The sequence below is a fragment of the Streptomyces sp. NPDC050263 genome, from assembly GCF_040655955.1.
Classification (GTDB): domain Bacteria; phylum Actinomycetota; class Actinomycetes; order Streptomycetales; family Streptomycetaceae; genus Streptomyces.
Genome location: NZ_JBFAKW010000056.1, coordinates 16,418 through 38,692, shown reverse-complemented (window position 1 = coordinate 38,692; position 22,275 = coordinate 16,418). Strand labels below are relative to the sequence as shown.

Annotated in this window: 20 protein-coding genes; 14 read left to right on the top strand and 6 right to left on the bottom strand. The window is 70.7% G+C overall.

Annotated elements, in window-relative coordinates; all coding sequences use genetic code 11:
• The first annotated feature begins 85 nt into the window (after window positions 1–85).
• The 5 genes from AB0J04_RS24435 (at window position 86) to AB0J04_RS24415 (ending at window position 5,686) form a co-directional block, all read left to right on the top strand.
• Window positions 86–1,150: a LacI family DNA-binding transcriptional regulator gene (locus tag AB0J04_RS24435; RefSeq protein ID WP_363170669.1), complete on the top strand. Its 1,065-nt coding sequence runs from the start codon at window positions 86–88 to the stop codon at window positions 1,148–1,150.
• Window positions 1,151–1,232: 82 nt separating this feature from the next.
• A complete protein-coding gene (locus tag AB0J04_RS24430) occupies window positions 1,233–2,588 on the top strand; it encodes an endo-1,4-beta-xylanase (protein ID WP_363170668.1) in 1,356 nt (451 codons plus the stop codon).
• Window positions 2,589–2,701: 113 nt separating this feature from the next.
• On the top strand, window positions 2,702–3,757 hold the full coding sequence (locus AB0J04_RS24425) for an LCP family protein (protein WP_363170667.1): 1,056 nt from the start codon (window positions 2,702–2,704) through the stop codon (window positions 3,755–3,757).
• Window positions 3,758–3,868: 111 nt separating this feature from the next.
• Complete coding sequence (locus tag AB0J04_RS24420) at window positions 3,869–4,225, top strand: YciI family protein (protein ID WP_363170666.1); 357 nt, start codon at window positions 3,869–3,871, stop codon at window positions 4,223–4,225.
• Between the two features lie 57 nt (window positions 4,226–4,282).
• Complete coding sequence (locus AB0J04_RS24415; RefSeq protein WP_363170665.1) at window positions 4,283–5,686, top strand: sigma-70 family RNA polymerase sigma factor; 1,404 nt, start codon at window positions 4,283–4,285, stop codon at window positions 5,684–5,686.
• Window positions 5,687–5,774: 88 nt separating this feature from the next.
• Here AB0J04_RS24415 and AB0J04_RS24410 read toward each other — a convergent pair whose 3' ends face one another.
• Complete coding sequence (locus tag AB0J04_RS24410) at window positions 5,775–6,956, bottom strand: methyltransferase domain-containing protein (protein ID WP_363170664.1); 1,182 nt, start codon at window positions 6,954–6,956, stop codon at window positions 5,775–5,777.
• Between the two features lie 290 nt (window positions 6,957–7,246).
• On the opposite strand from AB0J04_RS24410, the gene AB0J04_RS24405 reads away from it, so the two are divergent.
• The 4 genes from AB0J04_RS24405 (at window position 7,247) to groL (ending at window position 11,247) form a co-directional block, all read left to right on the top strand.
• Window positions 7,247–8,092, top strand: coding sequence for a polysaccharide deacetylase family protein (locus AB0J04_RS24405; protein WP_363170663.1), 846 nt, complete (start codon window positions 7,247–7,249; stop codon window positions 8,090–8,092).
• Complete coding sequence (locus AB0J04_RS24400; protein ID WP_363170662.1) at window positions 8,089–8,928, top strand: polysaccharide deacetylase family protein; 840 nt, start codon at window positions 8,089–8,091, stop codon at window positions 8,926–8,928. Before AB0J04_RS24405 ends, AB0J04_RS24400 begins: the two co-directional genes overlap by 4 nt.
• Window positions 8,929–9,200: 272 nt before the next feature.
• Window positions 9,201–9,509, top strand: a complete 309-nt coding sequence (gene groES, locus AB0J04_RS24395) for a co-chaperone GroES (RefSeq protein WP_020132158.1) — start codon at window positions 9,201–9,203, stop codon at window positions 9,507–9,509.
• 112 nt (window positions 9,510–9,621) lie between these two features.
• Window positions 9,622–11,247, top strand: a complete 1,626-nt coding sequence (gene groL / locus AB0J04_RS24390; protein WP_363170661.1) for a chaperonin GroEL — start codon at window positions 9,622–9,624, stop codon at window positions 11,245–11,247.
• Between the two features lie 219 nt (window positions 11,248–11,466).
• Here groL and AB0J04_RS24385 read toward each other — a convergent pair whose 3' ends face one another.
• The 3 genes from AB0J04_RS24385 to AB0J04_RS24375 all read right to left on the bottom strand — a co-directional run bounded on the left by AB0J04_RS24385 (window position 11,467) and on the right by AB0J04_RS24375 (window position 13,818).
• Window positions 11,467–12,174: an ester cyclase gene (locus AB0J04_RS24385; RefSeq protein WP_363170660.1), complete on the bottom strand. Its 708-nt coding sequence runs from the start codon at window positions 12,172–12,174 to the stop codon at window positions 11,467–11,469.
• Between the two features lie 91 nt (window positions 12,175–12,265).
• Window positions 12,266–13,039, bottom strand: coding sequence for an SDR family oxidoreductase (locus tag AB0J04_RS24380; protein ID WP_363170659.1), 774 nt, complete (start codon window positions 13,037–13,039; stop codon window positions 12,266–12,268).
• Between the two features lie 110 nt (window positions 13,040–13,149).
• On the bottom strand, window positions 13,150–13,818 hold the full coding sequence (locus AB0J04_RS24375; protein WP_363170658.1) for an MOSC domain-containing protein: 669 nt from the start codon (window positions 13,816–13,818) through the stop codon (window positions 13,150–13,152).
• A 90-nt stretch (window positions 13,819–13,908) separates the two neighbouring features.
• On the opposite strand from AB0J04_RS24375, the gene AB0J04_RS24370 reads away from it, so the two are divergent.
• Window positions 13,909–14,856, top strand: a complete 948-nt coding sequence (locus tag AB0J04_RS24370) for a LysR family transcriptional regulator (RefSeq protein WP_363170657.1) — start codon at window positions 13,909–13,911, stop codon at window positions 14,854–14,856.
• A gap of 129 nt (window positions 14,857–14,985) precedes the next feature.
• Here the strand turns inward: AB0J04_RS24370 and AB0J04_RS24365 are convergent, their stop codons facing one another.
• The gene (locus tag AB0J04_RS24365) at window positions 14,986–15,315 is read right to left on the bottom strand and encodes a WhiB family transcriptional regulator (RefSeq protein WP_109003076.1); all 330 of its coding nucleotides are present in this window, start codon (window positions 15,313–15,315) and stop codon (window positions 14,986–14,988) included.
• A 379-nt stretch (window positions 15,316–15,694) separates the two neighbouring features.
• Here AB0J04_RS24365 and AB0J04_RS24360 point away from each other — a divergent pair, with 379 nt between their 5' ends.
• From AB0J04_RS24360 to AB0J04_RS24345, 4 genes are all read left to right on the top strand, one after another.
• Window positions 15,695–16,306 carry a response regulator transcription factor gene (locus AB0J04_RS24360; protein ID WP_003948568.1) on the top strand — a complete coding sequence of 204 codons (612 nt, stop codon included), beginning with the start codon at window positions 15,695–15,697 and terminating at the stop codon, window positions 16,304–16,306.
• 439 nt (window positions 16,307–16,745) lie between these two features.
• Window positions 16,746–17,333 carry a sigma-70 family RNA polymerase sigma factor gene (locus tag AB0J04_RS24355; RefSeq protein WP_057584634.1) on the top strand — a complete coding sequence of 196 codons (588 nt, stop codon included), beginning with the start codon at window positions 16,746–16,748 and terminating at the stop codon, window positions 17,331–17,333.
• Between the two features lie 140 nt (window positions 17,334–17,473).
• Window positions 17,474–18,976: an IMP dehydrogenase gene (gene guaB, locus AB0J04_RS24350; RefSeq protein ID WP_363170656.1), complete on the top strand. Its 1,503-nt coding sequence runs from the start codon at window positions 17,474–17,476 to the stop codon at window positions 18,974–18,976.
• Between the two features lie 143 nt (window positions 18,977–19,119).
• A complete protein-coding gene (locus tag AB0J04_RS24345; RefSeq protein WP_329220292.1) occupies window positions 19,120–20,244 on the top strand; it encodes a GuaB3 family IMP dehydrogenase-related protein in 1,125 nt (374 codons plus the stop codon).
• Window positions 20,245–20,851: 607 nt separating this feature from the next.
• On the opposite strand, the gene AB0J04_RS24340 is transcribed toward AB0J04_RS24345, so the two are convergent.
• Complete coding sequence (locus AB0J04_RS24340) at window positions 20,852–22,060, bottom strand: nucleotide sugar dehydrogenase (RefSeq protein ID WP_363170655.1); 1,209 nt, start codon at window positions 22,058–22,060, stop codon at window positions 20,852–20,854.
• Between the last annotated feature and the right edge of the window lie 215 nt (window positions 22,061–22,275).

Below are 22,275 nucleotides of genomic sequence, written 5' to 3'. Positions count from 1 at the left end.
TTTCGAACTGTACTTCGAATGTTCCGGGAACCTATGGCGTCGTACTGGGTTCGTCAAGAGGTCACGTGACGATACGATCGCCGCCATGACACCTTCGGAGCCCACAGAAACGCGGACAGAAGCGCGGCCGACGCAGACCGCGACCCTCGCGGAGATCGCCCGCGAGGCCGGCGTATCGGCACCGACTGTTTCGAAGGTCCTCAACGGCCGCGCCGACGTCGCCCCCGCGACCCGCACCCGCGTCGAGGAACTGCTGCGCGCCCACGGCTACCGGCGCCGGCGCGCCGAGGCGACCCGCTCCCCGCTGATCGACCTGGTCTTCCACGAGCTGGACAGCGCCTGGGCGATGGAGGTCATCCGGGGTGTGGAGAACGTGGCGCGGGACGCCGGGCTGAGCGTGGTGCTGAGCGAGAGCGCGGGCCGGCTCACGCCCGGCCGGACCTGGGCCGACCAGGTCGCCGCCCGCCGCCCGCACGGTGTCGTCCTGGTGCTGTCCGGGCTCGACGAGTCCCAGCGGGCGCTGCTGACCAGCCGTTCCATCCCGTTCGTGGTGATGGACCCGGCCGGCGACCCGGGCGCCGACGTGCCGTCCATCGGGGCGACCAACTGGCAGGGCGGCCTCGCCGCGACCCGGCACCTGGTGGAGCTGGGGCACCGGCGGATCGGGGCGATCAGCGGGCCGCCGCAGATGATGTGCAGCCGCGCCCGGATCGACGGCTACCGGGCCGCGCTGGAGACGGCCGGGCTGCCGGTCGAGCAGGGGCTGGTCAAGACCGGCGACTTCCACCACGAGACCGGCTACCGCCTCGGCCGTGAGCTCCTCGACCGCCCCGACCGGCCCACCGCCGTCTTCGCGGGCAACGACCTCCAGGCGCTCGGCTGCTACGAGGCCGCCCGTGAACTGGGCCTGCGCATCCCGGAGGACGTGAGCGTGGTCGGCTTCGACGACCTCCCGGTGGCCCGCTGGGTGGGCCCGCCGCTGACCTCCGTACGCCAGCCGCTCACCGAGATGGCGGAGGCGGCGGCCCGGCTGGTGCTGGAGCTGGGGCGGTCGACGTCGCGGGAGGCGCCGACGGCCACGCGGGTGGAGCTGGCGACCAGCCTGGTGGTGCGGGCGAGCACCGGGGCGCCGCCGGTGGCCGGAAGCTGACGTATTGACGAGTGCGAGAGCCGCCTCCACACTCCTCCGAAGTCAATCGGTTGCACGACCGAAACTTTCGGAGGCACCCGCAATGAGATCCTCCAGTTCATCGATACGTGCACGTCTCACCGCCCTGCTCGCCGGGGCGGCCACGGTCGGCGCTCTGCTGTCCGGAGTGGCGCACGCCGCCGACACCCCGTTGCGCGACCTCGGCGCGGCCAAGGGCAAGGTCGTCGGCACGGCGGTGACCGGCTCCAAGCTCACCGGGACCTACGGCGACATCGCCGGGGCGCAGTTCGGCTCGCTGACCCCCGGCAACGCCATGAAGTGGGGCTCGGTCGAGCCGACCCAAGGCACGTTCAACTGGGCGGAGGCCGACCGGATCGTGGCCTTCGCGCAGGCCCACAACCAACAGGTGCGCGGCCACACCCTGGTCTGGCACAGCCAGAACCCGAGCTGGCTGACGAACGGCAGCTGGACGTCCGCCCAGCTCAGCAGCCTGCTGCAGAACCACATCAACACCGAGGTCGGCCGCTACAAGGGGCAGATCGCCGCCTGGGACGTCGTCAACGAGCCCTTCAACGAGGACGGCACCTACCGCTCGACCCTCTGGTACAACGGCCTCGGCGTCGACTACATCGCCAATGCGCTGACCTGGGCGCGGGCCGCCGACCCGGCCGCCGAGCTCTACATCAACGACTACAACGTCGAGGGCGTCAACGCGAAGAGCACCGCCCTGTACAACCTGGTCAAGTCGCTGAAGGAGCGGGGCGTCCCCGTGGACGGCGTCGGGCTCCAGGCGCACCTGATCCTCGGCCAGGTCCCCGCCACCTTCCAGCAGAACATCCAGCGCTTCGCCGACCTCGGCGTCGACGTGGCGATCACCGAGCTGGACATCCGGATGACGCTGCCCTCCGACAGCGCCAAGCTCGCTCAGCAGAAGGCCGACTACAAGGCGGTCACCGCCGCCTGCGTGGCGGTCGCGCGCTGCGTGAACCTCACCGTCTGGGGCTTCACCGACTCCGACTCCTGGGTGGAGAGCACCTTCCCGGGGCAGGGCGCGGCGACCCCGTACGACGCGAACTACGCGCCGAAACCCGCGTACTACGGCATCGCGGAGGCGCTCGGCGGCACGACCACGCCCCCGCCCACCGGCGCCTGCACGGCCGTCTACAGCGTGGGCAGTCAGTGGAACACCGGGTTCACCGGGAACGTGACGATCTCCTGCTCGGGAGCCTCGCTGTCGTCCTGGAAGGTGACCTGGACGTACGGCGCCGGGCAGCAGATCACCCAGGCCTGGAACGCGACCTGCACGCAGTCGGGGGCGGCCGTGTCGTGCGTGAACGCCTCGTACAACGGGACGGTCCCGGACGGCGGTTCGGTGAGCTTCGGCTTCAACGCGAACTGGAGCGGCAGCAACCCGGTGCCGACCGTGACACTGGGCTGATGCCGGCTGACCCGTCTGATGCCGGACTGAGGATCATGAGATTTTCACAAGAAATCTGCCTTGCCTTCGCCGTCCTAACAGTCCGCTCATAATTCGGACCTACGTTCCTCCCCGTGACGGGACACGAGGAACGCGGCGAGGACGGCAGAAGAGCGGGCCGGCGGTCGAGAGTGCTGAAGGCCGCCGGCGTCACCCTGGCCGCCGTCCTGGTGCTCGGCATCGGGTCGGCGGGCTGGGTCTACTGGCACCTCGACGACAACATCCGAAGCGTCGACATCGACCAGGCGCTCGGCGACAACCGCCCCGCCAAGGCGGTCGCCACCCCGACCCCGTCCGGTTCGGCCTCCGCCGCCGCGCTGCCCACCGAGGCGGTGAACATCCTCGTCCTGGGCTCGGACTCGCGCAGCGGCGCCGAGAACCAGGAACTCGGCGGCGGCGACAGCGAGGGCGCCCGCTCCGACACGGCGATGGTCGTGCACATCGACGCCGGCCGCACGACGGCCACGGTCGTCAGCATCCCGCGCGACACCCTCGTCACCCGCCCCTCCTGCCCACTGGCCGACGGCGGCTCGACGGCGGTGGCGTACGGCGTCATGTTCAACACCGCCTACTCGGTGGGCGGTCCGGTGTGCGCCGTCAAGACGGTCGAGTCGATCACGGACGTCCGTATGGACCACTACATCGAGGTCGACTTCTCGGGCTTCGCCGAACTGGTGGACGCCCTCGGGGGCGTCACGGTGACGACGGACCAAGACATCGACGACGACGACAGCCACCTGAAGCTCGCGGCCGGCACCCATCACCTCGACGGCGCCCAGGCTCTCGCCCTGGCCCGCACCCGGCACGGCATAGGCGACGGCAGCGACCTCGGCCGGATAGGACTCCAGCAGAAGCTGGTGAAGGCCCTGCTGGAGCAGATCGCCTCGACGAACCTGCTGACCAGCCCGGCCAAGCTCTACGAGGTCGCCGACGCGATCACCGGCAGCCTGACCACCGACACCGGCCTGAACTCCCTCTCCGAACTGATGGAACTCGGCCAGAGCCTCAAGAGCCTGACGGCCGACCGGGTCGAGACGGTCACCGTGCCGGTGGTGACGGCCCCGTCCGACCCCAACCGGGTGGTGGCGCAGGAACCGGCGGCGAGCGAGCTGTGGGAGTCGCTCCGGTAGCGGGAAATCTCCTCGGAAATTTCCGGCGAGGGTGTCGATCCGGCCGTCTCCCGTTCGACGCAGGGGTGAGAGGCCGGGAAGGACCCGGCCCGCCGGACCCGAGGAGTCACCATGCCCCGCTACCTGTCGCTTGTGAAGATCGACGAGGCCGACGCCCCCGCGGAGGGCCCCAGCCCCGAGCTGATGCAGCGGATGGGCGAGCTGATCGAGGAGATCACCAAGGCGGGCGTCATGCTCGACACCGCCGGGCTCACCCCCTCCGCGCAGGGCGCCCGTGTGCACTGGGAGGGCGGGAAGATCTCCGTCACCGACGGACCCTTCACCGAGTCCAAGGAGGTCGTCGGCGGTTACGCGCTCATGCAGTGCAAGGACATGGCCGAGGCCCTCGAGTGGACGAAGCGCTTCCTGAAGGTCCACGAGGAGTTCTGGACGGTGACCTGCGAGGTGCGGGAGATCGCCGAGGGCTGAGCCCTCCGGTCGAGCCTTTCTTGGTCTGAACGCGCTCCGGGTGTTCGATGGTGGGCTGTGGAACGACAGCCTGCCTCGGACCCCCGTACCGCCACCGATTCCCGTACCGCCACCGATTCCCGTACCGCCACCGATTCCCGTACCGTCGTCGAGACCGTTTTCCGGCTCGAGTCGCCCCGTGTCATCGCGGCCGTCGCCCGCACGGTCCGCGACGTCGGCATCGCCGAGGAACTCGCGCAGGACGCGCTGGTCGCCGCGCTGGAGCAGTGGCCGCGGGACGGCGTGCCCGACAATCCGGGCGCCTGGCTGACGGCCACCGCCCGGCACCGCGCCGTCGACCTGATCCGGCGCCGGGAGAACTACGCCCGCAAGCTCGCCGAGATCGGCCGGGACCTGTCGGACACGCCCCCGCCGGAGGAGCCCGCCGACCCCGACGACATCGACGACGACCTCCTCCGGCTCGTCTTCACCGCCTGCCACCCGGTCCTGTCCGCCGAGGCCCGCACCGCCCTGACCCTCCGCCTCCTCGGCGGCCTGACCACCGCCGAGATCGCCCGCGCCTGCCTGGTCCCCGAACCGACGGTCGCCCAGCGCATCGTCCGCGCCAAACGCACCCTGGCCACCAGGAACGTCGCCTTCGAGGTCCCCTACGGCCCCGACCGCGGGGCCCGGCTCGGCTCCGTCCTCGACGTCATCTACCTCATCTTCAACGAGGGGTACGCGGCGACGGGGGGCGACGACTGGCTGCGCCCGAGCCTCTGCGAGGACGCCCTGCGCCTGGCGCGCCTCCTGAGCGGGCTGATGCCGAAGGAACCCGAAGTGCACGCCCTGGCCTCCCTGCTGGAGTTCCAGGCGTCCCGCTCGGCCGCCCGTACCGGCCCGGACGGCGACCCCGTCCTCCTCAAGGACCAGAACCGCCGCCGCTGGAACCGCCTGCTCATCGCCCGCGGCATCACCGCCCTGAACCGCGCCGACGCCACAGCCACCGGCGCCCCCGGCCCGTACGCCCTCCAGGCAGCCATCGCCGCCTGCCACGCACACGCCTACACCTACGACGAGACCGACTGGCCGACGATCGCCACCCTGTACGGGCTCCTCGCCGCCCGATCCCCGTCCCCTGTCGTGGAGTTGAACCGCGCGGTGGCGATCTCGATGACGGAGGGCCCGGCCCCGGCCCTGGCCGTCGTCGACGCCCTCGCCGCCGAACCCGCCCTGCGCGACTACCACTTGCTGCCAAGCGTCCGCGGCGACCTGCTGCTGCGCCTCGGCCGGGCGACGGAGGCGAAGGCGGAGTTCACCCGGGCGGCGTCGCTGGCCCGCAACGAACGGGAACGGCAACTCCTGCTGCGCCGGGCCGAAGAGGCCGACCAGGGCCGGACAGGCCCTAGGGGGCTTCTGATGGATCTCCGCGGCGTCGCGACGCCCGGCACGCACTCTCGCCGCACCGGGCGAAAGCCCTAGTAGCTCCGCTACGAGGACTCTCGCCCGGCACACCGAGAGCACGCACCGAACGCCGCTCCTTCTCCCACGGAGATCCATCAGAAGCCCCCTAGACCGGCCGTCCGATCAACATCGTCGGCGCCCCCGCGACCCGGGTCATGAACACGGTCGCCGAGTTCCGCCCGTGCGCCTTGGGCAGCGCCTTCCTGCGCAGTTCCTCCGGTTCCACCGCCGACCCCCGCTTCTTCACGGTCAGGATCCCCACCTCCCGCTCCCGCAACAGCGCCTTCAACTTCTTGACGTTGAACGGGAGTTGATCGGTGATCTCATAGGCGGAGGCGTACGGGGTCACGTGCAGCTCGTCCGCGGTGACGTAGGCGATGGTGGGGTCGATCAGCCCGCCCTCCAGGCCCGCGGCCACCTCGGCGACGAGGTGAGCCCGGATGACGGCGCCGTCGGGTTCGTACAAGTACCGTCCGACGGGGCGGACCCGGGGGTCGGGCAGCATGGTGGCGGGCGAGGCCCACACCCCGGCCTGCGAGGGCAACAGCATCGCCCGCCGGGCACCGGGCGTCACTCGCGCGCCGAACCACAGCATGGCTTCCTTGACGTCGCCCCTGTCCGAGACCCACTCGGCCTCGGCATCCGCGGGGATCGCCTCGTGGGGGATGCCCGGCGCGATCTTCAGTACGCCGCACGGCGCCTTGCGGGCGGCCTCGACGGCCCACGACAACGGCGGCGAGTAGCTCTCCGGATCGAAGACGCGCCCGCGTCCGCCCCTGCGCGCCGGATCGACGAAGACGGCGTCGTAGCCGCCGGTGTCCACCTCGGTGACGTCCGCTTCCCGCACCTCGATGAGGTCATCGAGCCCGAGTGCCTCGGCGTTGGCCCGGGCCGCCGCCGCCGTCAGCGGATCCCGGTCCACGGCCAGCACCCGGATCCCGGCCCGGGCGAGCGCGATGGCGTCCCCGCCGATCCCGCAGCACAGGTCGGCGACGGAGCGGATGCCCACCGCATGGAAACACTCGGCCCGGTATGCGGCGACGCTCGCCCGCGTCGACTGCTCCACCCCGTTGGGCGTGAAGAACATCCGCTCCGCGTCCTCGGCCCCGAACTTCACCGCCGCCCGCTGCCGCAGCCGCGCCTGACCGAGCGCCGCGGACACCAGTTCGGCGGGATGCTCGCGCCGCAACCGCGTGGCGACGCCGAGCTCGTCGGCGGGGGCGGTGCCGCGCACCAGGTCGAGGAGGGCGCGGCCCTCGGGGGTGAGGAGGGGAGCGAGGTCGTTCACCAGGCCATTGTCGGCCACCCCGGCAGCCGCTGTGGGCCAGTCGGTGGACGGTGGACGCTTCGGCGGCGGTGTCGGGCGGGCTTCCGGGTCGGTGGCTGCGAGGATCCGGCGCCATGGGATCTGTCGTACAAGATGATGACAAGTGCGGACGTTTTCAGGGCCTCCGCGCTCGGACGCGCATCCGGAGTACCGGTCTCAGGCCTGCCGGTCTCAGGACTGTCGTCGGCCTCCTCGCCCTGGCCTCGATCGCGACGGGCTGCGCGGGGGCCGGGGGAGGGGCCGGCGGCGGGGTGGGCAGCGGCGGGGTGGGCAAGGGAGCCAGCCCCGCGCCGGGCCAGCCGCCCGAGCAGGCGGAGTCCGCCGCGCCGCCCGCCCGCGCCCTGCACTCGTACGCCGCCCGGCTCCGCGCCGCCCAGCAGGCCCGGGTGGCCGCCGCGCGGCGCTGGGGCCTGAAGAAGGTCCCGCTGACACCTCCCGCGCCGCCCGCGCACAAGCCGGAGATCACGACCCGCAAGGGCTTCGAGGTCGCCGACCACGAGGAACTCGGTCTCCCGCCGGTCTTCACGACGATCCCGACCAAGGACAGGATCGTGTTCCTCACCATCGACGACGGCGCCGAGAAGGACCCCGCGTTCCTGCGCATGATGAGCGAGCTGAAGATCCCGTACACCGCGTTCCTCAGCGACTACCTGGTCAAGGACGACTACGGCTACTTCAAGAAGATGCGGGATCTGGGCGTGGGCCTGAACAACCACACCCTCCACCACCCCTACCTGCCCGCCCTCTCCTACGCCCGCCAGAAGCGCGAGATCTGCGGCATGCAGGACGTGATCGAGAAGCGCTACGGCGAGCGCCCCGCCCTCTTCCGGCCGCCGTACGGCAACTACGACCAGGACAGCCTGCGCGCCGCGAAGACCTGCGGCGTGCGCTACGCCCCGCTCTGGGCGGAGGAGGTCTTCGTCGACCACTGGGAGTACCGCGAGTGGGACCAGGACCTCCACCCCGGCGACATCGTCCTGAGCCACTTCCGCGGCCGCAAGGACTGGAAGGGCTCGATGCCCGACATGGTCCGCCGCTTCCTGAACAAGGTCACGGACAAGGGGTACGCGGTGGCCCGGCTGGAGGACTACCTGTGAGGACGCGGCGGGGCCCGACGACCGTACGGCTGATCCTGGCGACGGCTCTGGCGACGGTTCTGGCGACGACGACCCTGACCGGCTGCGCCCAGTCCGTCGACCCCATCGAACGGCTGGGCAAGAAGGCCGCCGCCCGGGTGCATCCGCCCGGCCCGGCCGAGCCCGCCCCCTACCGCCGCTGGGGCCTGACGGCCCCGCTCGCCCCGGCCCCGAAGGACCCGTCCCGTTCGCAGGCGGGCAGCCCGGGCGCGGCCCTCCCCCCGGTCGTCGACCGCATCCCGACCGCCGACAAGGTCGTCTTCCTCACCTACGACGACGGCGCCGAGCGCGACCCCCGCTTCATCGACATGGTCCGCGAACTGCGCCTCCCGGTGAGCATGTTCCTCACGGACAGCGTGGTGGGCCCGGGCTACGCGCACTTCGCCCGGCTGCAGTCGGTCGGCGCGAACATCCAGAACCACACCCTGGACCACCCGGCCCTGCGCGGCCTGCCCTACGCCGGCCAGCGCGCCGAGATCTGCGGCCAGCAGGACAAACTCCGCGCCCGCTTCGGCCTGCGCCCCCGCCTCTTCCGCCCGCCGTACGGCGTCTACGACACCACCACCCGCCGCGCCGCCGCCGACTGCGGCATCACGGCGATCGTCCTGTGGCGCGTCTCGATGGGCCCCGCCGACCTCGCCTACACCCACGGCCCGCACCACCTCCACCCCGGCGACATCATCGCCGTGGCCCCGGACGAGTCGCCGGGCCCCGGCCTGAGAGAACGCACGACCCGACTCCTGCGACGGGTACAGGAGCAGGGCCTGACGGTGGGGCGGTTGGAGGACTACGTCTGAGAGCACTTTCCGGCGCGAGGCGGGTGTCTGTCTTTCAGCCCGTCCGGAGCTTGAGGACAAGGCCCCTCCAGGGCCGATTTCCCGCCGACGCGCCGCGGGCATTGGCACTCCGCTTGACCGAGTGCTAACCGCGGTCATAGTCTCGCTTCTGGCACTCACCCCTGGAGAGTGCCAATAGCGACGGGCAGGTCCGGCACCCGCGACGACGGATCCACCTGGTCGCCACCTCAGACAGTTAGCCCCGTGAGATCTCCGAAGGGGGAGGTCGGATCGTGACGACCACCAGCTCCAAGGTTGCCATCAAGCCGCTCGAGGACCGCATTGTGGTCCAGCCGCTCGACGCCGAGCAGACCACCGCCTCTGGCCTGGTCATCCCGGACACCGCGAAGGAGAAGCCCCAGGAGGGCGCCGTCCTCGCCGTTGGTCCGGGTCGCTTCGAGAACGGCGAGCGCCTGCCGCTCGACGTCAAGGTCGGCGACGTCGTCCTGTACAGCAAGTACGGCGGTACCGAGGTGAAGTACAACGGCGAGGAGTACCTCGTCCTCTCGGCTCGCGACGTGCTCGCGATCATCGAGAAGTAATTCACCCGGTTTTGCAGTGAACTGCGCCCCCGGCCCCCGCGACTCAGTGAAGCCGGGTGCTGGGGGCGCAGTTCGTTTCACCCACGTTTTCCGAGAGGGCTGAACCGCTCCCATGGCGAAGATCCTGAAGTTCGACGAGGACGCCCGTCGCGCCCTCGAGCGCGGCGTCAACAAGCTTGCCGACACGGTCAAGGTGACGATCGGCCCCAAGGGCCGCAACGTCGTCATCGACAAGAAGTTCGGCGCTCCCACCATCACCAACGACGGTGTCACGATCGCCCGTGAGGTCGAGCTCGACGACCCGTACGAGAACCTCGGCGCCCAGCTGGTGAAGGAGGTGGCGACCAAGACCAACGACATCGCGGGCGACGGCACCACCACCGCCACCGTGCTCGCGCAGGCGCTGGTCCGCGAGGGCCTGAAGAACGTCGCCGCCGGTGCCTCCCCGGCCTCCCTGAAGAAGGGCATCGACGCCGCCGTCAAGGCCGTCTCCGAGGAGCTGCTCGCCTCGGCCCGCCCGATCGAGGACAAGGCCGACATCGCCGCCGTCGCCGCGCTGTCCGCCCAGGACACGCAGGTCGGCGAGCTCATCGCCGAGGCGATGGACAAGGTCGGCAAGGACGGTGTCATCACCGTCGAGGAGTCCAACACCTTCGGTCTGGAGCTGGACTTCACCGAGGGCATGGCCTTCGACAAGGGCTACCTGTCGCCGTACTTCGTGACGGACCAGGAGCGCATGGAGGCCGTCCTCGAGGACCCCTACATCCTCATCAACCAGGGCAAGATCTCCTCGATCTCCGACCTGCTGCCGCTGCTGGAGAAGGTCATCCAGACCAACTCCTCCCGGCCGCTGCTGATCATCGCCGAGGACCTCGAGGGCGAGGCGCTCTCCACCCTCGTCGTCAACAAGATCCGCGGCACCTTCAACGCGGTCGCCGTCAAGGCCCCGGGCTTCGGTGACCGTCGCAAGGCGATGCTCCAGGACTTGGCCGTCCTCACCGGCGCCACCGTCATCTCCGAGGAGGTCGGCCTCAAGCTCGACCAGGTCGGCGTCGACGTGCTGGGCTCCGCCCGCCGCGTCACCGTCACCAAGGACGACACCACGGTCGTCGACGGCGCCGGCGACTCCTCCGAGGTCACGGGCCGCGTCGCGCAGATCAAGGCCGAGATCGAGAACACGGACTCCGACTGGGACCGCGAGAAGCTCCAGGAGCGCCTCGCGAAGCTGGCCGGCGGCGTGTGCGTGATCAAGGTCGGCGCCGCCACCGAGGTGGAGCTGAAGGAGAAGAAGCACCGTCTCGAGGACGCCATCTCCGCGACCCGCGCCGCGGTCGAGGAGGGCATCGTCTCCGGTGGCGGCTCCGCGCTCGTCCACGCCGTGAAGGTCCTCGAGGGCAACCTCGGCAAGACCGGCGACGAGGCCACCGGTGTCGCCGTGGTCCGCAAGGCCGCCGTCGAGCCGCTGCGCTGGATCGCCGAGAACGCCGGCCTGGAGGGTTACGTCATCACCTCCAAGGTCGCCGAGCTCGACAAGGGCCAGGGCTTCAACGCCGCCACCGGCGAGTACGGCGACCTGGTCAAGGCCGGCGTCATCGACCCGGTCAAGGTCACCCGCTCCGCCCTGGAGAACGCCGCCTCCATCGCCTCCCTGCTCCTCACGACCGAGACCCTGGTCGTCGAGAAGAAGGAAGAGGAAGAGCCGGCCGCCGGCGGTCACAGCCACGGCCACTCCCACTGACGCACCGCGTCGGTACACCCGGCAGTATCGAGGCCCGAAGTCCCGAAAGGGACCTCGGGCCTTCGCCGTGGTCCGACACGCGTCGACCGCCGTGTCGGACCGGCACAGCGGGAACTCCAGCCGCCCACCACCAGCAGCCGTCGATCGCCGCCCATGCCCACTGAGGCCCGGCACCCTGCAGACAAGGGGCGTCGGGCCTCAGCGTCTTCCATGGTCGCGCTACTGCTCCAGCGCGTCCAGCACGCCCAGCTGCCCCATCAGCCCGAGCCGGTCGTACTGCCACCAGCCCTCGACGATCTTTCCGTCCTCCCGGCACCGGAAGACAGTCGTCCCGGTCATGGTGACCTTCCGCCCGGTCGCCGGGATCCCGACGAAGTCGCCCGTGTGGGTCGCGCTCCAGCTCCACCGGTTGCACACGCGGTCGCCCTCGCCGAACTGGTCGTCCAGGGAGAAGGCGAAGTCGAAGCCGCCCCGCCACCGCTCGATCTCCCGCCGCATCGCGTCCATCCCCATGGTGTCCTGCTCATTGGCGGGATCATGATCGTGATAGTCCTCGGCGACCAGCCCGTCGAGCGGCGGCAGCTCACCCCGGGCGCCGATGGTCTCGAAGAACCGCCGAGCCGTGTCCGCGTACAACTGCTCGTCCCGTACGACGTCGAGATCCGTGAACGTCGGCATCTCGTCGCACAGCGCCACCAGCTCCCGGAAGACCTTGTCGGTCTCCGGAAGGTTCGAGTTCCGCATCGCTTCCTCGTACGACGGGAACTCCACGATCTCGATGAAGTGCGACGCGTCGGAGCGGTCCTTGCCGACCACCGCGTGCGTCGCCGTCCGCTTCCCCTTGGTCTGTTCGACCCATGTGTCCATCAGCCGATCCATCTCGTCGAACCGGCTGGTCCTACAGTCGATGAGCTGCACGAACGTCATGACACCGCCTCCGGCCCCCCTGGGTCCGGTTCCCTCGAGTCCTATTTACCCACCGGAGCGCCGATGTCACCCGACCACTGCCCACGGGCTGTCACTGAGGCCCGTACTTCCGCCCCGTCTTCGAGCTGATCCCGCCCAGCAGCGACCGCGGCGTGACCTTCACCAGCCCCATCAGCGCCTTGTAGCGCGGGTCCGGGATCGACAGCGACTTCCCGCGCGCCAGATCGTGCAGCGCCGCAGCGACCAGCTTGTCCGCGTCCAGCCACATCCAGCCCGGGATGTTGTCCGTGCCCATCCCGGCCCGCTCGTGGAACTCCGTGCGCACGAACCCGGGGCACAGCGCCATCAGCCGGACGCCCGTACCGGCCAGATCCTTCGCCGCGCCCTGCGTGAACTGCACGACCCACGCCTTGGACGCCCCGTACGTCCCGCGCGGCACGAAGGCCGCCACCGAGGCCACGTTGACGACGCCCCCGCGCCCGCGCTCCCGCATCCCCGCCGTCGCCGCGGACGTCAGCCGCAGCACCGCCTCGCAGTGCACCTTGAGCATCTTCAGCTCGTCGGCCATGGAGACGTCGAGGTAGCGGCCCTTGTTGCCGAAGCCGGCGTTGTTGACCAGCAGGTCGACGGGGTTCTTGCGGTCGCCGAGCCGGGCGGCGACCTTCTCGATGCCGTCGTCCGTCGCCAGGTCGGCCGTCAGCACCTCCGCCTCGATGCCGTGCCGGTCGTGCAACTCGGTCGCCTGCTCGCGCAGCCGCTTGGTGTCCCGTGCCACGAGGACGAGATCGTGCCCGTCCGCCGCCAGTCTGCGCGCGAACGCGGCGCCGATCCCCGCGGTCGAACCCGTAATGAGAGCCGTTGTCATGCCGCAAGGTTAGTGACCCGGAGTGTCCGCGTCCGTTCTCTGCACGCGGCCTCCCGAACGTGAAGGCGGCGTGTGCGCCGCTCCCGTGCGGCCCCTCCGGTGAGGTCCTTTCAACCCCCGTACTTCTCGACGTGCTTGCGGGCGTTCGCCAGCGCCTCCGGATGCAGTGCCTCGCCCGCCGCGAGCAGCCGGGGCAGCAGTTCCCGGTTCGTGGTGACGGCCCGGAACTGCATCCGCGCCGTCACGTCGTGCTCCGGCACATGGACGATCTCCACCGCGTCCCCCGCGCGGATCTCACCGGGCACGATCACCCGCAGGTACGCGCCCGTCGCCGCCTTCTGCGTGAACCGCTTGACCCACCGCTCCTCGCCCAGGTGGCCCTGGAAGGTGCGGCACGGGATCCGCCCGGCGCTCACCTCCAGCACCACCTCGGCGCCGATCCGCCAGCGCTCGCCGATCCGCGCGTCGGAGACATCGAGCCCTTCGGTGGTGAGGTTCTCGCCGAACGCGCCGTTGGCCAGCGTGCGCCCCAGCTCGCGCCCCCAGTCGTCGAGGTCCTCGCGCGCGACGGCGTACACCGCCTGGTCGTCCCCGCCGTGATGGCGCAGGTCGCACACCGTGTCCCCGGCCAGACCGCTGCCGCCTTCCCCCTTCGGCCCGGGCGCGAAGACCCGCACCGCCCCCTCGACCGGCTGCTTGTCGATCCCGGTCAGCCCCTGCGGCTGATCGGTGTACGGCACGGCCTTCGGGCGGCCCAGATTGACAGACAGAAGCCTCATACCGGCAACGGTAGGCGATGTGGATCAAAGTGTCGACGCGTTATTCGCGCCGTGACCCAAGACTTGCTTATGGTCGGCTATCCTCGACGGATGATCGAGGCCCGTCATCTCCGCGTCCTGCGTGCCGTGGCCGCCACCGGCTCCTTCTCGGCGGCCGGGCGCGAACTGGGCTGCACGCAGCCGGCCGTCAGCCAGCAGATGAAGGCCCTGGAGGCCTCCGTGGGCACGCCCCTGCTGGTCCGCAGCGGCCGCGAGATGCGGCTGACCCAGGCGGGCGAGGCCCTCGTCCGGCATGCGGTCGGCATCCTGTCCGGGCTGACCGCCGCCGAGGAGGAGGTCGCCGCGATCGCGGGACTGCGGGCGGGCCGGGTCCGCCTGGTCTCCTTCCCCAGCGGCAGCTCGACGCTGGTCCCGACCGCCCTCGCCGCCCTGCGCGCCGCCCACCCCGGCACCCGCGTCTCCCTGGAGGAGGCCGAGCCGCCGCGGTCGGTCGAGCTGCTCCGCGAGGGGGACTGCGACATCGCCCTCGCCTTCCGCTACGAACGCGCGACGGGCGGCCGCGACACCGAGGCCGGCGCGGCCGCCGGGTCCGCCGGGGCCGTCGACGGAGAATGGGACGACCTGGTCGTACGGCCGTTGCTGAAGGACCGGTTGGTCGCCCTCGTACCCGAGCGGCACCCCCTCGCGCGCGGGGAGTCCGTCGCCATCGGCGATCTCGCCGCCGAGCCGTGGATCGCCGGCTGTCCGCGCTGTCGTGGCCAGCTGGTCCAGGTGTGCGAGAGCGCGGGCTTCACCCCCCGCATCGACTTCGCGACCGACGACTACCCGGCGGTGGTCGGTCTGGTGGGCGCGGGTCTCGGGGTCGCCGTCCTGCCCCAGCTCGCGATCGAGTCCGTACGCCCGCGTGGCGCTCGCGCGCTCACGCTGGAACCGGCGGTGCGGCGGGAGATCGTCGCGCTCACCCTGCCGGACCTGGCCCAGGTCCCGGCGGTGGCGGCCACCCTGGAGCAGCTGGGGTGGGCGGCGGCGCGGCAGTGAGGCGTCGGTGAGACGCGAGTGAGGCGCCAGTGAGGCGCCAGTGAGACGTCAGTGAGACGTCAGTGAAAGGCGGAGGGTACGCGCGCGTGCCCTCCGTCTATGTGCCCTCCGTCCAGGAGAAACGTTCCTTCATGTGTTCGAAGCGGCGTCTCTCGCGCCCGACGACGCCGACACCAGGCGGTTGCGCGCCCGCCCCATGAGCTCTTCGCGCTCGTCCTCGGTCAACCCGCCCCACACGCCGTACGGCTCGCGTACCGCCAGCGCGTGCGCCGCGCACTGCGCTCGGACCGGGCACCTCATGCAGACCTCCTTGGCCGAGTTCTCTCGAGCGCTCCGAGCCGCCCCGCGCTCACCCTCCGGATGGAAGAAGAGCGAACTGTCCACCCCGCGGCAGGCGGCCAGGAGCTGCCAGTCCCACAGGTCCGCGTTCGGTCCGGGAAGGCGGGAGAAATCTGCCATTGCGTGACCCCTTGTAGCCGTGTTGAGCGGATACGGTGCCCACGAGCGTACAACTACGATCTAAGGAGATGAAAATATGACTCATTGCGAATCTAGCCTCAGACACCAGTAAAAGGGAAGAAATAGGGCCGAACGGGGCATGGGTTGTGATGAAAGCTTGAGGGTCCGTGTGGCTGCCTCCACTGTGTCCGCACCCTCACGTAGAGTGCCGAAGAATGCACGCAGCCCCGTAACTCTTTCGAGTGACCGTCGTTGAGAGTGCGGTGGCGGTTGAAAACACAAACGCTCGGGCAGGCGTCCGAGACGGTCGACCGCACAGGTGACGATTCGTACCAGCCTGGAGGCACAAGGTGACGCGCATCAGCTGCGGAGGGCGGCCATGACATCCGTCCTCGTCTGCGACGACTCCCCGCTTGCCCGAGAGGCGCTCCGCCGCGCGGTCGCGACCGTGCCCGGCGTCGAGCGCGTGACGACGGCGGCCAACGGCGAGGAAGTCCTCCGCCGCTGGGGTGCCGACCGCTCGGACCTGATTCTGATGGACGTACGCATGCCCGGACTGGGCGGCGTCGAGACCGTACGGCGGCTGCTGTCCGCCGACCCCGGGGCGCGCATCATCATGCTGACCGTCGCCGAGGACCTCGACGGCGTCGCCCTCGCGGTCGCCGCCGGCGCCCGCGGCTACCTGCACAAGGACGCCTCGCGCGCGGAACTGCGCGCGACCGTCACCCAGGCGCTCGCCGATCCGACCTGGCGGCTCGCCCCGCGCCGGCTGCGCTCGGCCGAGATGGGTGCGGCGCCCACGCTCACCGCGCGTGAGATCCAGGTGCTCGAAGGCATGAGCCACGGCCGCTCCAACGCGGAGATCGGCCGTGAGCTGTTCCTCTCCGAGGACACCGTCAAGACGCACGCCCGACGGCTGTTCAAGAAACTCGGCGCCTCGGACCGCGCGCACGCCGTGGCGCTCGGCTTCCGCTGGGGGCTGGTCCGCTAGGGATCGTCCCTCCGGGGATCCCGGGGATCGTCCCTCCGGGGATCGTCCCCGTCCGCCCGGCCCCGCGGTCCCGGACCCGTCCGACGCAGGACGGTCCTGGGCCGTCCGGCGGATCGGGTCGGCTTCGGGGTGACATCGGTCATTCAGTGAGGGAGCGGGCTCATGCGCGAACTTCCCTGCTCAGACGTGGTGCGGAGGCCCCGCGAGGCCTCCTTGCGCCGCGCCGCGGGCGGGTCCGGGGCACGGTCTCGGCGGGTGCCCGCTGCTCGTTTCGCCGCCGATGCCGCATCCTTGAGGTGTGGAGTTCCTCGGGGACGAGTCGGTCGAGCGGAAGGGGAGGGCGCAGGGGATGAGTTCCGGCGCACCTGCTCATAACGCTTCGGTGCACAACGATGGGCACGGTGCCGCGGCCGGTCCGGCCGCAGTGCACCATGGACCGATGCGCGATGACGAGGCGGTCACTGCCGTGGGGACGATCGGGGCACTCGTCCATCGCGCAGTGGACGGCGACGAACAGGCCACCCATGACCTGCTGGCCCATGTCCACCCGCTGGCGCTGCGCTACTGCCGCACCCGGCTCTCCCGTCTGCCCGGCGACGCGCGCCACTTCGTCGAGGACCTCGCCCAGGAGGTCTGTGTGGCGGTCCTGCTCGCACTGCCCCGCTACCGGGACACCGGCAGGCCCTTCGAGGCCTTCGTCTTCGCCATCGCCGCCCACAAGGTCGCGGACCTCCAGCGCGCCGCCATGCGCCACCCGGGCTCGACGGCGGTCCCGTCCGACGAGATGCCCGAGCGGCCGGACGACTCCCTCGGCCCCGAGGAGCGCGCCCTCCTCAGCAGCGATGCCGAATGGGCCAAGAAACTCATGGCCAACCTGCCCGAGAACCAGCGGGAACTGCTTCTGTTGCGCATCGCGGTCGGCCTCACCGCCGAGGAAACCGGCCAGATGTTGGGAATGTCACCCGGAGCGGTCCGGGTGGCCCAGCACCGCGCGCTGAGCAGACTGCGGGCGCTCGCCGAGCAGTAGGCCCCTCCGCTGAACAGGGTTCGCCCCGTTTCCGTACGAACATACGAAGCCCGGAGTCACACTCGACCGTGGAATTCGGGAGGTGCGCTTCCCGTTAGCATGGACATCCGCACCGATCAAGGCCATTTGGGGAAGGTGTCATGACTGCGAACGTCGACGGAGTGCCCGGAAAATTCGCGACACTCGGGCTGACCTACGACGACGTGCTGCTGCTACCGGGGGCATCCGAGGTGCTCCCCAACGCGGTCGACACCTCGTCCCGCATCTCCCGCAACGTCCGGGTCAACATCCCGCTGCTGTCCGCGGCGATGGACAAGGTGACCGAGTCCCGCATGGCGATCGCGATGGCCCGCCAGGGCGGCGTCGGCGTGCTCCACCGCAACCTCTCCATCGAGGACCAGGTCAACCAGGTCGACCTCGTGAAGCGCTCCGAGTCCGGCATGGTCACCGACCCGATCACCGTGCACCCGGACGCCACGCTGGCCGAGGCCGACGCCCTGTGCGCCAAGTTCCGCATCAGCGGTGTGCCGGTCACCGACCCGGCCGGCAAGCTGCTCGGCATCGTCACCAACCGTGACATGGCCTTCGAGTCCGACCGCAGCCGTCAGGTGCGCGAGGTCATGACCCCGATGCCGTTGGTCACCGGCCAGGTCGGCATCTCCGGCACGGACGCCATGGAGCTCCTGCGCCGCCACAAGATCGAGAAGCTTCCGCTGGTCGACGGGTCGGGCGTCCTCATGGGCCTCATCACCGTCAAGGACTTCGTCAAGGCCGAGAAGTACCCCCATGCCGCCAAGGACACCGAGGGCCGCCTGCTCGTCGGCGCCGCCGTCGGGGCCAGCCCGGAGGCGCTGGAGCGCGCCCAGGCCCTCGCCGAGGCCGGCGTGGACTTCCTGGTCGTCGACACCTCGCACGGCCACAACAGCAACGCCCTCAGCTGGATGTCGAAGATCAAGTCGAGCGTGCGGGTCGACGTGATCGGCGGCAACGTCGCCACCCGCGACGGCGCGCAGGCCCTGATCGACGCCGGTGTCGACGGCATCAAGGTCGGCGTCGGACCCGGCTCGATCTGCACCACCCGCGTGGTCGCCGGTATCGGCGTCCCGCAGGTCACGGCCATCTACGAGGCGTCCCTCGCGGCCCGTCCGGCGGGCATTCCGCTGATCGGCGACGGCGGCCTGCAGTACTCCGGCGACATCGGCAAGGCGCTCGCCGCCGGCGCCGACACCGTGATGCTGGGCAGCCTCCTCGCGGGCTGCGAGGAGTCCCCGGGCGAGCTGCAGTTCATCAACGGCAAGCAGTTCAAGTCCTACCGGGGCATGGGCTCGCTCGGCGCGATGCAGTCCCGCGGCCAGGGCAAGTCGTACTCCAAGGACCGCTATTTCCAGGCGGAGGTCGCGGCCGACGACAAGCTCGTGCCCGAGGGCATCGAGGGCCAGGTGCCCTATCGCGGCCCGCTGGGCAACGTGCTGCACCAGCTGGTCGGCGGTCTGCGCCAGACCATGGGCTATGTGGGCGCCGCCACCATCGAGGAGATGGAGTCCAAGGGCCGCTTCGTCCGCATCACGTCCGCGGGCCTCAAGGAGAGCCACCCGCACGACATCCAGATGACGGTCGAGGCACCGAACTACAGCAACAAGTGACGGCAGCGGTCGCACGGTCGCATGTGACCCGCACGCGCGCGTGAGGCATCCCAAGGGCGGCCCCGGAGACTCCGGGGCCGCCCTTGTCGTACCCGTCGGCGATACTGGTAGACGCTGCAACGCATCAGGGAAAGGCCACACACGTGACTGAGATCGAGATCGGGCGCGGCAAGCGCGGCCGCCGGGCGTACGCATTCGACGACATCGCCGTCGTCCCCAGCCGCCGTACGCGGGACCCGAAGGAGGTCTCGATCGCCTGGCAGATCGACGCCTACCGCTTCGAGCTGCCGTTCCTGGCCGCCCCCATGGACTCGGTCGTCTCCCCGGCCACCGCGATCCGCATCGGCGAGCTCGGCGGCCTCGGCGTCCTCAACCTCGAGGGCCTGTGGACCCGGCACGAGGACCCGCAGCCGCTGCTCGACGAGATCGTCGAGCTGGACGCGGACACCGCGACCCGCCGCCTCCAGGAGATCTACGCGGCCCCTATCAAAGAGGAGCTGATCGGGCAGCGCATCAAGGAGGTGCGCGACTCGGGCGTGGTCACCGCGGCCGCGCTCTCCCCGCAGCGCACCGCCCAGTTCTCCAAGGCCGTGGTCGACGCGGGCGTGGACATCTTCGTCATCCGCGGCACCACGGTCTCGGCGGAGCACGTGTCCGGCTCGCACGAGCCGCTGAACCTGAAGCAGTTCATCTACGAGCTCGACGTCCCGGTGATCGTCGGCGGCTGCGCCACATACACGGCGGCCCTGCACCTGATGCGCACCGGCGCGGCGGGCGTCCTGGTCGGCTTCGGCGGCGGCGCGGCGCACACCACGCGCAACGTGCTGGGCATCCAGGTCCCGATGGCGACGGCCGTGGCGGACGTGGCGGCGGCCCGCCGCGACTACATGGACGAGTCCGGCGGCCGGTACGTGCACGTCATCGCGGACGGCGGCGTCGGCTGGTCCGGTGACCTGGCCAAGGCGATCGCCTGCGGCGCCGACTCGGTGATGATGGGCTCCCCGCTCGCGCGCGCGACCGACGCGCCGGGCCGCGGCCACCACTGGGGCATGGAGGCCGTCAACGAGGAGCTGCCGCGCGGCAAGAAGGTCGACCTCGGCACGGTCGGCACCATCGAGGAGGTCCTGACGGGTCCCTCGCACACGCCCGACGGCTCGATGAACCTCTTCGGCGCCCTGCGCCGCGCGATGGCCACCACCGGCTACAGCGAGCTCAAGGAGTTCCAGCGCGTCGAGGTGACGGTCGCGGACTCGGTGCACCGCCGCTAGCAGCCGCGTAGCGCGACGGCAGGGGCCGGTCGACTCACTCGGGTGAGACGACCGGCCCCTTTCGCATGCCCGGACCGACCGCCGGGCCCGCGGACACGAGGGCGCGTGGTGCGGGATGGGGGCGCACGGTTGCCTTCGAGGCGAATTTCCAAGGACATCGTTCCGGACCCCGGCCCTCGGGGCCCGGCCCGAGTTCCTGAACGAGCCGTCTCCCGGGCCTATGGGCGGCGTCGTGGAAGGGGGCGCCCATGGGACGCCACCGCAAGCCCACCCGCTGGGACCGACTCCGTCTTCGGATGGTGAAGTACCGGAGGAGGTGGATCTTGCGTCTTTTCGGATGGTGAGCGGCCGCTCCCACACACACTGGGGGCGGACACTCCGTGAACCATCAGGAGCCTGCCGCAGTGCCTTCTGCGGTGGGCTCCACCTTGTTGGCGTGATGGTGAGTGGCCGTCCCCAAACACACTGGGGGCGGACGCTCCATGACCCATCCGCGAGCCTGCCGCAGTGCCTGCTGCGATAAGCCCCACCTGTTTCGTACGTTACCGGCGGGCCGGGTCGTGCGCCACCAGCCTTCGGAGCCCGTGGCGGACGTGTGCGCACCGGTTCACAACCGGTGCGCCGCCCCCGTAGGAGTGGCCCCGCGCGTGTCCAGCAGCAGCTGGGCCTTCACCGACAGGCCCTGGAGGTCGTAGGTGCGGTGCTGCTGGAGGAGGATCGTGAGGTCGGCGTCGGCGGCGGCCTCGTAGAGGGAGTCGGCGCGGGGGACCGGGCGGTCCAGGACGCTCCAGGACGGCACGTGCGGGTCGTGGTAGCTGACGGCGGCGCCGAGTTCCATCAGGCGGAGCGCGATCTCGCGCGCGGGGGTGTTCTGCTGGTCGGCGAGGTCGGCCTTGTAGGTGACGCCGAGCAGCAGCACGCGCGCGCCCCGCGCCGACTTGCCGTGCTCGTTGAGGAGGGCGGCGGCGCGCTGGACGACGTAGCGGGGCATGCGGTTGTTGACCTGCTGGGCCAGTTCGACCATGCGCAGAGGGTTGCCGGGCCGGCCGGTGCGGTCGAGGGGGACGGAGTGGCCGCCGACGCCGGGGCCGGGGCGGAAGGCCTCGAAGCCGAACGGCTTGGTCTCCGCGCAGCGGACGACGTCCCAGAGGTCGACGCCCAGGTCGTGGCAGAGGACGGCCATCTCGTTGACGAGCGCGATGTTGACGTGCCGGAAGTTGGTCTCCAGGAGCTGCACGGTCTCGGCTTCCCGCAAGCCACGCGCGCGTACCACCTTGTCCGTGAGCCGGCCGTAGAACGCGGCGGCGGACTCGGTGCAGGCAGGGGTGAGCCCCCCGATGACCTTCGGCGTGTTGGCCGGGGTGAAGGCACGGCTGCCGGGGTCGACGCGGCTGGGGGAGTAGGCGAGGTGGAAGTCGCGGCCCGCGCGGAGGCCGGACGTCTCCTCCAGGAGCGGCAGCAGGAACTCCTCCGTCGCCCCCGGGTACACGGGCGACTCCAGGATGACGGTGGTGTGCGGGCGCAGATGCCCCGCGAGGGTGCGGGCGGCCGACTCCAGCTGGCTCAGGTCGAGGCCGCCGTCCGCGTCGCGCGGGGTCGGGGCGCAGAGGACGGCGGTGCGCACCCGGCCCAGTTCGGCGGGGTTGGTGGCGGGCCGGAAGCCCCCCGAGAGCATCCGGCGCAGTTCGGCGGGGCTGAGGGAGCCGGCCTCGGGGCCGGTGCGGTAGCCGACGGTGGGGATGCCGGCGGCCACGGCGGCCTGGGCCAGGGGCAGGCCGAGCGGGCCGAGTCCGATGACGGCGAGATCTGCGGGCATGGCGTGAGCCGTCCTTCCCAGTAACCGAGGTGGGACAGGTGCGCAAGCCCGGTGGACAGGATGGACGAGCGCAATGTCAGACTAGGAGTAAATATGACCGTTATGCGGGATTGATCGACTGTGTTGGGCGGCTGTGTTGGGCGGCCGGTTTCCCGGCAGGTCGGTTCCGGTTCCGTGAGAGTTGTCCACAGGCTGGGGGCGCGTGGTGGCTGAAG

Coding starts and splice junctions, on each gene's coding strand:
- AB0J04_RS24435 (WP_363170669.1), top strand. CDS start 86: ATGACACCTTCGGAGCCCACAGAAACGCGGACAGAAGCGCGGCCGACG.
- AB0J04_RS24430 (WP_363170668.1), top strand. CDS start 1,233: ATGAGATCCTCCAGTTCATCGATACGTGCACGTCTCACCGCCCTGCTC.
- AB0J04_RS24420 (WP_363170666.1), top strand. CDS start 3,869: ATGCCCCGCTACCTGTCGCTTGTGAAGATCGACGAGGCCGACGCCCCC.
- groL (WP_363170661.1), top strand. CDS start 9,622: ATGGCGAAGATCCTGAAGTTCGACGAGGACGCCCGTCGCGCCCTCGAG.
- AB0J04_RS24385 (WP_363170660.1), bottom strand. CDS start 12,174: ATGACGTTCGTGCAGCTCATCGACTGTAGGACCAGCCGGTTCGACGAG.
- AB0J04_RS24380 (WP_363170659.1), bottom strand. CDS start 13,039: ATGACAACGGCTCTCATTACGGGTTCGACCGCGGGGATCGGCGCCGCG.
- AB0J04_RS24375 (WP_363170658.1), bottom strand. CDS start 13,818: ATGAGGCTTCTGTCTGTCAATCTGGGCCGCCCGAAGGCCGTGCCGTAC.
- AB0J04_RS24370 (WP_363170657.1), top strand. CDS start 13,909: ATGATCGAGGCCCGTCATCTCCGCGTCCTGCGTGCCGTGGCCGCCACC.
- AB0J04_RS24365 (WP_109003076.1), bottom strand. CDS start 15,315: ATGGCAGATTTCTCCCGCCTTCCCGGACCGAACGCGGACCTGTGGGAC.
- AB0J04_RS24360 (WP_003948568.1), top strand. CDS start 15,695: ATGACATCCGTCCTCGTCTGCGACGACTCCCCGCTTGCCCGAGAGGCG.
- AB0J04_RS24355 (WP_057584634.1), top strand. CDS start 16,746: ATGCGCGATGACGAGGCGGTCACTGCCGTGGGGACGATCGGGGCACTC.
- guaB (WP_363170656.1), top strand. CDS start 17,474: ATGACTGCGAACGTCGACGGAGTGCCCGGAAAATTCGCGACACTCGGG.
- AB0J04_RS24340 (WP_363170655.1), bottom strand. CDS start 22,060: ATGCCCGCAGATCTCGCCGTCATCGGACTCGGCCCGCTCGGCCTGCCC.